This is a genomic window from Mycoplana rhizolycopersici (assembly GCF_013378445.1).
Classification (GTDB): Bacteria; Pseudomonadota; Alphaproteobacteria; order Rhizobiales; family Rhizobiaceae; genus Mycoplana; species Mycoplana rhizolycopersici.
In genome coordinates this window covers 71,572-80,761 of sequence record NZ_JABXYK010000020.1, presented here as the reverse complement: position 1 = coordinate 80,761, position 9,190 = coordinate 71,572, and the positions used below count along the sequence as shown (strand labels likewise).

The window sequence follows — 9,190 nt, the reverse complement described above, 5'->3', positions numbered from 1 at the left end:
CGCGGGAAGCCTGACGCTGTCCGGCAAGGCGCTGAAGGCCGGCCAGATCGTCACCGCAGCCGATCTCGGCAAGCTGGTCTATACGCCGGCTGCCAATGCCACCGCCCCCGTCTCCTTCACCTTCCAGATCGTAGACAATGGCGGAACGGCCAATGGCGGCAGCAACATCGACCCGACGCCGAACGCGTTCCGCTTTTCGATCAAGCCCGTCAACGACGCTCCTTCGGGCAGCAACAAAATCGTCAGCATGCTCGAAGACAAGCGATACGTCTTCAAAGCGGGCGATTTCGGCTTTTCGGACAAGATCGACGGCAACGCGTTCCATGCCGTCAAGATTGCAGCCCTCCCGGCTGCAGGCTCCCTGACCCTTGCCGGCAAGGCGGTCAAATCCGGCCAGATCGTCATCTCGACCGATCTCGGCAAGCTCGCCTACACGCCGCCTCCGAACGACTTCGGCAAGGGGCTCGCGTCGATGAAGTTCCAGGTCATCGACAACGGCGGAACCGCGAACGGCGGCAAGAAAATCGATCCGACGCCCAACACCCTCACCTTCAACGTGGCGGACATGACCGACATCTTCCGGGGAACCTCGAAGGCCGACACGCTCAAGGGAACAAAGGGAAAGGATGTTCTGGATGGCAAAGCCGGAGCCGACACTTTGACCGGCGGCAGTGGTGCTGATACCTTCGTCTTCAAGACCGGCTATGACCGTGACAAGATCACCGACTTCGCAGCGACTGGGTCCAAACACGATATCCTGGACCTGACCCGGCTCAAATCCGTAACCAGTTTTGCCGACCTCAAGAAAAACCATCTCTCCGTCCACGACACCGACGTCTGGATCGATGGAGGAAAGGGTGACGTCCTGATCCTCAAGGGCGTGAAGATCGGCGACCTGACGAAAGGGGATTTCCTGTTCTGAGCGGCATCGCCGGCCAGGCACACGTCATCGCGGCCGCGACCTGACTGGTTCCTGTCAGCCTCGCCTGCGACGGCTCAGCCGAATTTTGCCGACCAGGTATCGATCCACTTCTGCGCGGCGGCAAAGCGGCCGCTCGCGGCAAGCGCCTCGACATCGGCCTTGATGTTCTCCCAATGCTTCCGCTCCTGCACTTCGGTCAGAAGCCGGCCCGAGGAGCGGCGAGAATTGTGAACGCGAACATCCGCCGGCTCCTCGAAGTCGAGGCCGATGAACTCCTGCACTTTGCGAACCGAGTTGACGGGATCGCTGCACAGATCGTCGAAATCGAGCAGCAGCAGCGAGTCCGAAAACCCGGCAGCGTCGAACCGCTGGATCTGGCTCCAATAAGAGGAAGCATCGTCGAAACCACGGGTGGCTCGCGCGCCATTGATGCTTCGTCCCCGGCTCGCATTGTGCGACATGTGAGAATCGATGCGGTCGATCGGATCGCGCAGGATGTAGATCAGCTTCTTTTGCTTGCTCAATGCAGCAATTCGGTCGGCACAGCCGTTTGCCAGGTAGTTTTTCGTGTAGCTGGGCGAGGCTTCCAGCGTCCAGCTGCCGCCGGGAACGTCGTGCTTGAAGAAGCGAGCATAGTTCTTCTCCCGATCTTCCAGAAAGTAGTCGAGCTCCTTGGTGCTCTTGAAGCCCTTTCTGTGCGACATCGTGACCTTCGAATGCTGCGAAAGCAGATGGTAGAGCGTCGTTGTGCCCGCCTTCATCGCGCCGATGATGATGATGTGACCTATGTGCATTCCGATACCGTCTTGAATAGCTCTTGACGTTGCCGGTAACATGCACGGGCTTCTGCGTCGAGTATATTTTCGATTTCAAATAGGTACTCTGGGAGGTTATGCATGCTGGCCGATGGCCTCGGTTTGATTTTCACCCCCGCGAGACGTTTGTGTGCGCTTCTCGCCTTCATTCCCCTGCTCGCCGCCTGCACCGTCGAGACATCGCCCGGCCCCGTGGGTGGCGGCCGACCGATCCCGGGGCCGAGCATGTGCACGATGGAATATGCGCCGGTGTGCGGCGATCGCGGCGGACGGCGGCAGACGCTGTCCAACGCCTGCGAGGCGCGCACCCGCGGCTTCGATATCGTCCACCGCGGAGAGTGCCGGCGCGAGCCGGACGTCCGGGCCTGCACGCGCGAGTACAACCCGGTCTGTGGAGAGCGCCGCGGCCGCCAGCAGACCTTTGCGAACGCCTGTGAAGCGCGCAACCAGGGCTTCCAGGTCGTTGCACGTGGGGAATGTCGCCGCCAGCCGGACCGGCGCCCGGATCGCGAGACGCAGCGAATGTGCACGATGGAATATGCCCCCGTCTGTGCCGAACGCGGTGGCCGGACGCGCACGTTCCCGAATTCCTGCACCGCCCGCAACGACGGCTTCCGCGTCATCGGCACGGGAGAATGCCGCCGCTGACCTATCCTTCCTGCGCGCCGCTATTGTTGCGGCGCGCAGCCGGAGGCCGCGACCTTGGCAACGTGCGGGCGCGGATTTCGTTCGCATCTCCGGAAAGCTGTGCTAACCAGCTACCACCCGCCAACCTCTTTCAACGTGCCACATGCTTCGCGACTTCTCCGCACAAGCGCTCTTCATGGGCCTTCTCACCGCCTTCGTCGGTTTTGCCAGTTCCTTCGCCGTCGTGCTGCATGGCCTGACGGGCGTCGGCGCCAGCGAAGCGCAGGCAGCATCCGGCGTGATGGCGCTTTCGATTTCCATGGGCCTCTGCGCCATCGTTCTCAGCGCCTGGACGCGGCTTCCCGTATCGATCGCCTGGTCGACGCCGGGCGCCGCATTGCTTGCAAGCTCCGGCGCGGTCGAGGGCGGTTTCGCGGCTGCCGTCGGCGGCTTTCTCATCTGCGCGGCCCTCATCGTCGTAGCCGGCCTCTGGAAGCCCCTCGGCCGCATGGTGGCGGCGATTCCGGCCACGCTGGCAAACGCCATGCTGGCCGGCGTGCTGATCGGTCTGTGCTTTGCACCGGTCAAGGCGGTGGCGTTCAATCCGGCCTTCGGGCTCGCGATCCTTGGCGCCTGGGCAGTCGTCGGCGCCTTCAACCGGCTCCTCGCCGTCCCGGCTGCGCTTGTCGCGTTCGCCCTCGTGCTCACCTTCGGCATCGACATACCAGACGGTGCATTCTCCGCTATCGCGCGTGACCTGCTGCCCCGTCCCGAGATCGTGGCACCCGTGTTCAACCTGCCCGGCCTCGTCAGCATTGCGCTGCCACTGTTCGTCGTCACCATGGCCTCCCAGAACATTCCGGGGATCGCCGTTCTCAAGGTGAACCAATACGAGCCGAACCCCGGCCCGCTTTTCGCAGCCACCGGTATCTTCTCGTTCCTCAGCGCGCCCTTCGGCGGCCATGCCGTCAACTTGGCGGCGATCACCGCGGCCATGTGCGCGGGCGAGGATGCACATGCGGATCCCCGCCGCAGATACTGGGCAGCCATCAATGCCGGCGTCTTCTACGTGGTTTTCGGGCTGTTGGCCGGCGCAGTGACTGCGATCGTCAACCTCGCGCCTCCCATCCTTATCCAGGCGGTCGCAGGCCTTGCCCTGATCAGCGCATTCGCAGGTTCGGCGATGAACGCCTTCAAGGAGGCGGAAACGCGGGAGGCCGCCGCCCTCACCTTTCTGACGACGGCGTCAGGCGTCAGTTTCGGCGGCATATCCGGCGCTTTCTGGGGCCTTCTCGCCGGCGGTCTCGTGATGGGCGTTGGTCGCTTCGTCGCCGCGCGCAAGGCGAAAAAGGTTTAGCGGGCGACCGTGCCGCATATTCTTCGCCCGACCATGATTTTAGCCCCACGCTTGCATTTCGAGCCTTTCTCGGATATGCGACCCCCGTCCGCGTAGACACCCTTGGAGGCAACGCGGATGAGGCTTTCACGAAATCCTCAAGTTTCGCACGGCCGGCCCGAAAGCCGCAGCCGGCGAAGCTCTCCAGTAACTTACGAAAGGTCATGCTATGAGCCACGCATCCTACGAGCTCAAGGCCGAGACGCGCGAACGGGTAGGTAAGGGGTCCTCCCGCGAACTTCGTCGCAACGGTCTTATCCCTGCTGTCATCTACGGTGACAAGAAGGCCCCCATCTCGATCGCCCTGTCGACCAAGGAAGTCACCCAGCGCATCCACGCCGGCGGTTTCATGACGACGGTTGCCACGATCGACGTGAACGGCGAGAAGATCAGCGTCCTGCCGAAGGACTACCAGCTCGATCCGGTCCGCGACTTCACGATGCACGTCGACTTCCTGCGCGTTTCCGCCGACAGCCGCGTCACCGTCCAGGTTCCGGTTCACTTCGTCAACGAAGACAAGGCCCCCGGCATCAAGCAGGGCGGCATGCTGAACATCGTTCGCCACGAAGTCGAGCTGCACTGCCCGGCCAACGACATTCCGGAAGCCATCACCTTCGACCTCGAAGGCCTCAAGATCGGCGACAGCATCCACATCTCGCACACCAAGCTGCCGAAGGGCACGACCCCGGTCATCACCGACCGCGACTTCACCGTCGCCACGATCGTCGGCACGGCTGCAGCGAAGGAAGAAGAAGCCGAAGGCGAAGCAAGCGCCGAGTAAGCTTCAGACAAGACGGATTGTCTTGCATAAGCCCGCCTTCGGAGACGAAGGCGGGCTTTCGCTATTTTAGCCAGCCATTTCAGCAACATTTAAGATATCGATGAAATACTGATTTCCGGGGCAACAAGACAAGAGAACCGGCATGCGGGCGACCATGCGCAGGACTGCGGAGAATGCGGCATGAGGATACGGTCGGTCGAAAGCCGCTTCATTGCCATCGTCTTCGGCGCACTTGTCGCCCTTGTAGCACCGCTGTTCCTCCTGCTTCTGGTCCTTTCGTCCGAAAGGGTCGCACGCGAGCGGCTGCACAATACCGAAATCCTTCTGAGGGCAAACGTTCAGGCGCTTGGCAAGCCCCTGTGGGATCTCGACGACGACAGCACGCAACAGATCGTAAAAGCCCTGCAGGCCGACGACGAGATCGGCTATGTCCACATTCGCGATACCTCCGGCACGCTCGACATTCGCCGTCCGGCCACTCCCCCGCCAGCCGACAGCGTCCAGTCGAAGGTTACGGCCGACATCCTGCACCAGACCAGGGAGGGCATCCGCAAGGTCGGCGAAGCGGAGATCTGGATCGCAAAGCGCGGAACGATGTCGCGCATCGCGAGGGACGAAATCGCCCTGTTCTCGATCTTCCTGTTTTCCGTCGGAACGCTGTTCGTCGCAGCCATCATCGGCAATCGCATGACCATTATCCGCCCGCTGGAGCGCCTGACGGCGGCGATCGAGGCAACCAGGCGGCTTGGGTCGCGCCGGCACGTCGAATGGACGTCGAGCGACGAGATGGGGCACCTCGCCCGCACGTTCAACGAGATGCAGAGCAGGCTGGAACGGGAGGAGAACGAGCTCAGGCGCGCACACGCCCGCACCACGGAGATCTACAACAAGACGCCAGCCATGCTGTTCACGATCGATCCGGACAACCGGATCGCCGCCGTCAGCGACTATTGGCTGGTGGCGACCGGCTACAGCCGGGATGCCGTCATCGGCCGCAGCTTCACCGAGTTCGTCGACGCCGCCGACCATCTGGTCTATCGCGATCGTCGTGCCGGCGGCGTGGACGACAACGGCATCTGCGAGGTCACCGTTCGATTCCACCGCGCCGACGGGAGCGTGATGGACGTGCTGGTCCTCGAAAGCTGCGCATCCGTCGAGACCGACGGCACCGAGCCGACGCTCTCGGTCATGACCGACGTGACGGGCCTGAAGGAGGCGGAAAGCCGCAATCACCGTCAGGCGATCACCGATCATCTCACCGGACTGCTCAACCGCCAGGGCTTCGAATCCGTCCTGGGCAGCCTGATAACAAAGGCGAATGCCGAAGAGCAGAAACTGGCCTGCCTCTTCCTCGACCTCGACCGTTTCAAATGGATCAACGACAATCTCGGCCACGCCATCGGAGACGAGGTTCTCGTCGAGGTCGCCGAAAGGCTGCGCAACCAGTTGCGCTTCAACGACATCGTCGCCCGTCTCGGCGGCGACGAATTCGCAATCCTGCTGACCTCGCAGGACGCCGTCCAGCTGGCACTCGACGTGAGCGGGCGGCTATGCTCGGCGCTCAAGGAGCCGATCATCATCAATGGCAGCCGTCTGAACGTCAGCGCCAGCATCGGCGTCGCCGTCTATCCCGACCATGCGGCGAATGCGGGCGACCTGCTGCAGAAGTCGGACATGGCGATGTACGCCCGCAAACGGAACGGCAAGAACGGCACCCGCCTGTTCGATGACGAGATCGTCGACATTGCCCGCAAGCGTCTCGAGATCGAGCAGTGCATCGAACAGGCCCTGCGGGAGGATTGGTTCGAGGCTCACCTGCAGCCGATCAACGATCTTCGTTCGGGTCGCGTCTCGGGCTTCGAGGCCTTGCTGCGGATGCGTCATCCGCAAAAAGGCCTCCTCGTCCCGGAAGACATCATCGTCGTCGCCGAGGAGAACGGATCGATCGGCAAGGTCGGCGACGTCATCTTCGAGAAATCAGTCCGCCATCTTGCCGATCTGTCGAAAATCGACGGCTTCTCCGACTGCTACCTGGCCGTCAACTTCTCGCCGCTGCAGTTCGATGCCGCCCTGCCGAGCCGCCTTGCCTCGCTGCTCCTGCAATACGGCGTAAAGCCGTCGCGCATCGTGGTGGAGATCACCGAGGCGGTGCTGATGCTGGACAATCCGGCGGTCCGCCAGGTGATGGATGCGCTCGGCGCGCTAGGCTGCCGGATCGCGCTCGACGACTTCGGCACGGGGTACTCTTCGCTGAGCTATCTGAACAGCTTTCCCGTCGATATCGTCAAGGTCGACCAGTCTTTCGTCAGGGCGCTGGGCACGTCAGCACCGGAAGTTGTCCGCAAGAGCCGCACGTTGATCGAGGGCATCTGCATGATCGCCCACCAGATGGGCTGCACGGTCGTCGCCGAAGGCGTCGAGACCGAGCATCAGTTGCAGGTTCTGAACGAGATCGGCATCGACTTCGGCCAGGGTTATCATTTCAGCGCACCGCTTCCCGTTGCCTCCCTGATCGAAAGACTTCGCGGTAAGGCACCGGACGAGCCGGCCATCCTGGCCGGGAGGCGATGACAGGAACGGGGGTCACAATGGTGCGAATGGGACGTCTTCTGCTTCTACCCTTCCTTGTCGCAGCGATTGCCGCGACCATCGCTCCTGCGGCACGAGGCGCCGACATTACGTTCGTCACCGAGGAGTACGCGCCGTACAACTACTCCGAAGGCGGCGTCATCAAAGGCATTGCCGTCGATCAGGTCCACCGGATCGCGGCAATGGCCGGCATCACCTACCGCATGGAGATCATGCCGTGGGCGCGTGCCCTGATGCTGGTGGAACGGCAGACGGACCACTGCGTCTTCACCACCGGCCACAATAGCGAGCGGCACGCCCGGTTTCGCTGGGTGGAGCCGCTTCTGGTCGACACCATGGTCATGGTCAAACGCAGGGGAAGCTCCATCGAGGTGAAGACGCTGGAGGATGCACGCCGCCTGCGGGTCGGCGCTCAGCGCGGCGACTTCGCCTTCGACTTCCTGAAGGTACGCGGCTTTGGCGACATCGACCTCGCAACCGAGATCGCCATCACGCTCGGCAAGCTGGAAAACGACCGGATAGACCTGATGCCGACCTCGCTGAAGACATACGAGAAACTCGTCTCCGAGGGCGCTGCGATCGAGACCGCGCTGCTGATGGACGGCCAGATCTACAGTCTGGCCTGCAATCTCGACATGGCGTCCGAAACCGTCGCGGCCATGCAGACAGCACTCGACGCGTTGATCGAGAGCGGCGAGCAGGACGCCATCTTCGCCCGATACGGCCTTCCGCCGACGGGAAAGACCGGTCGGTCCCTCACCGCCACCGAATGAGGCGGCAGCGGCCCCTCTCGCCGCGCCCGCGGGTCTCCCTTCATCCTTACGCCACAGAAATCGGTTGACATCGGCCACGATTGCCTGTGGGAACAGGGCGAAACGACAGTCACCCCAAGAGCGCGTCCGATGCTGATCATTGCAGGCCTTGGCAATCCCGGCCCCAAATACGCCGCCAACCGCCACAACATCGGCTTCATGGCGGTCGATGCCATCCATCGCAAGAACCCGTTCTCTCCCTGGTCGAAGAAGTTCAAGGGAGAGATCGCGGAAGGCGAGCTTGCGGGTGAGAAGGTCCTGCTGATCAAGCCGCAGACCTTCATGAACCTGTCCGGCGAAGCCGTCGGCGAGGCGATGCGCTTCTACAAGCTTGCCCCGAAGGACGTGCTGGCCATCTACGACGAACTCGACCTTGCGCCCGGCAAGGCGCGCATCAAGACCGGCGGCGGCCATGGCGGCCACAACGGCGTCAAGTCGCTCGACGCCCATTGCGGCAGGGACTATCGCCGGCTGCGCCTCGGGATCGGCCACCCCGGCGTCAAGGAACTGGTGCACAATCACGTGCTCGGCGATTTCGCCAAGGCCGATCACAGCTGGCTCGACCCGCTCCTCGACGAGCTTGCGATCAACGCCGACATGCTGGTGCGCGCCGAGGATTCGCAGCTGATGAACAAGCTGGCGCTCGCCGTCGGCGGCACCGTCGAGGAAAAACCGAAGGCGCAACCGAAACCCGCCGCCCAGTCGCATATCCGCCAGGCGCGCAACACCGCGCAGCCCAAGGTCCTTCCCGCAAGCGGTCCGATGGCGGAGATGCTGAAGAAGCTGTTGGGCAAGTCCGAATAGCCGGGCGCTATTCTTCCGGCTCGGTCGTGAACATCAGCGGAAATCCTGCGTCCTTGGCGAGATCGGTCGCTTCGCTCGCCTTGGTCTCGGCGATGTCACGCGCGCAGACGACCACCACGCAGGTGCCGAGCTTGTGCGCCGTCATCATCACCCGGTAGCCGGTCTCCTCGGACATGCGGAACACGGCGCGCAGGACGAGGATGACGAACTCGCGCGGCGTGTAGTCGTCGTTGACCAGAATGACCTTGTAAAGTCGCGGGCGCTTGAGCCTCGGCTTCGTCGCCGTCTTTGGCGTCAGCGCGGTGTCCTTGCTGCCCATCGGAGGACCTCTCCTGATGACGATGCCACTTCTCTTGGCCTTGCATCTTGCAACGCCGGCCACCGCGCCGCAAGGGCGAGTGGCGATCTTGCCCTTTTCAGAGGCCGCCTCAGGCCCGCTTCCCG

The 9,190-nt window shown here is 62.8% G+C and carries 9 protein-coding genes; 7 read left to right on the top strand and 2 right to left on the bottom strand.

Annotation, left to right across the window (positions count from 1 at the left end; all coding sequences use genetic code 11):
• Positions 1–922, top strand: a 922-nt coding sequence (locus HV823_RS27115; RefSeq protein ID WP_281374129.1) for an Ig-like domain-containing protein, incomplete at its 5' end; no start/stop codon positions are given.
• A 74-nt stretch (positions 923–996) separates the two neighbouring features.
• Here the strand turns inward: HV823_RS27115 and HV823_RS23145 are convergent.
• Positions 997–1,716, bottom strand: coding sequence for a sulfotransferase (locus HV823_RS23145; protein ID WP_176952039.1), 720 nt, complete (start codon positions 1,714–1,716; stop codon positions 997–999).
• A gap of 102 nt (positions 1,717–1,818) precedes the next feature.
• Between HV823_RS23145 and HV823_RS23140 the strand changes: the two genes are divergently transcribed.
• The 6 genes from HV823_RS23140 (at position 1,819) to pth (ending at position 8,746) form a co-directional block, all read left to right on the top strand.
• Positions 1,819–2,385, top strand: coding sequence for a Kazal-type serine protease inhibitor domain-containing protein (locus HV823_RS23140; protein WP_176952038.1), 567 nt, complete (start codon positions 1,819–1,821; stop codon positions 2,383–2,385).
• Positions 2,386–2,527: 142 nt separating this feature from the next.
• Complete coding sequence (locus tag HV823_RS23135) at positions 2,528–3,721, top strand: benzoate/H(+) symporter BenE family transporter (RefSeq protein ID WP_176952037.1); 1,194 nt, start codon at positions 2,528–2,530, stop codon at positions 3,719–3,721.
• Between the two features lie 208 nt (positions 3,722–3,929).
• Positions 3,930–4,541 carry a 50S ribosomal protein L25/general stress protein Ctc gene (locus tag HV823_RS23130; protein ID WP_176952036.1) on the top strand — a complete coding sequence of 204 codons (612 nt, stop codon included), beginning with the start codon at positions 3,930–3,932 and terminating at the stop codon, positions 4,539–4,541.
• A 180-nt stretch (positions 4,542–4,721) separates the two neighbouring features.
• Positions 4,722–7,112, top strand: a complete 2,391-nt coding sequence (locus HV823_RS23125; RefSeq protein WP_176952035.1) for a putative bifunctional diguanylate cyclase/phosphodiesterase — start codon at positions 4,722–4,724, stop codon at positions 7,110–7,112.
• A gap of 17 nt (positions 7,113–7,129) precedes the next feature.
• Positions 7,130–7,903 (top strand): substrate-binding periplasmic protein, encoded by a 774-nt coding sequence (locus HV823_RS23120; protein WP_176952034.1) that lies wholly within the window; start codon positions 7,130–7,132, stop codon positions 7,901–7,903.
• A 129-nt stretch (positions 7,904–8,032) separates the two neighbouring features.
• Positions 8,033–8,746 (top strand): aminoacyl-tRNA hydrolase, encoded by a 714-nt coding sequence (pth, locus tag HV823_RS23115; protein WP_176952033.1) that lies wholly within the window; start codon positions 8,033–8,035, stop codon positions 8,744–8,746.
• Between the two features lie 7 nt (positions 8,747–8,753).
• Here pth and clpS read toward each other — a convergent pair whose 3' ends face one another.
• The gene (gene clpS / locus HV823_RS23110; protein ID WP_176952032.1) at positions 8,754–9,065 is read right to left on the bottom strand and encodes an ATP-dependent Clp protease adapter ClpS; all 312 of its coding nucleotides are present in this window, start codon (positions 9,063–9,065) and stop codon (positions 8,754–8,756) included.
• Positions 9,066–9,190: the final 125 nt, after the last annotated feature.

Coding starts and splice junctions, on each gene's coding strand:
- HV823_RS23145 (WP_176952039.1), bottom strand. CDS start 1,716: ATGCACATAGGTCACATCATCATCATCGGCGCGATGAAGGCGGGCACA.
- HV823_RS23140 (WP_176952038.1), top strand. CDS start 1,819: ATGCTGGCCGATGGCCTCGGTTTGATTTTCACCCCCGCGAGACGTTTG.
- HV823_RS23135 (WP_176952037.1), top strand. CDS start 2,528: ATGCTTCGCGACTTCTCCGCACAAGCGCTCTTCATGGGCCTTCTCACC.
- HV823_RS23130 (WP_176952036.1), top strand. CDS start 3,930: ATGAGCCACGCATCCTACGAGCTCAAGGCCGAGACGCGCGAACGGGTA.
- HV823_RS23125 (WP_176952035.1), top strand. CDS start 4,722: ATGAGGATACGGTCGGTCGAAAGCCGCTTCATTGCCATCGTCTTCGGC.
- HV823_RS23120 (WP_176952034.1), top strand. CDS start 7,130: ATGGTGCGAATGGGACGTCTTCTGCTTCTACCCTTCCTTGTCGCAGCG.
- pth (WP_176952033.1), top strand. CDS start 8,033: ATGCTGATCATTGCAGGCCTTGGCAATCCCGGCCCCAAATACGCCGCC.
- clpS (WP_176952032.1), bottom strand. CDS start 9,065: ATGGGCAGCAAGGACACCGCGCTGACGCCAAAGACGGCGACGAAGCCG.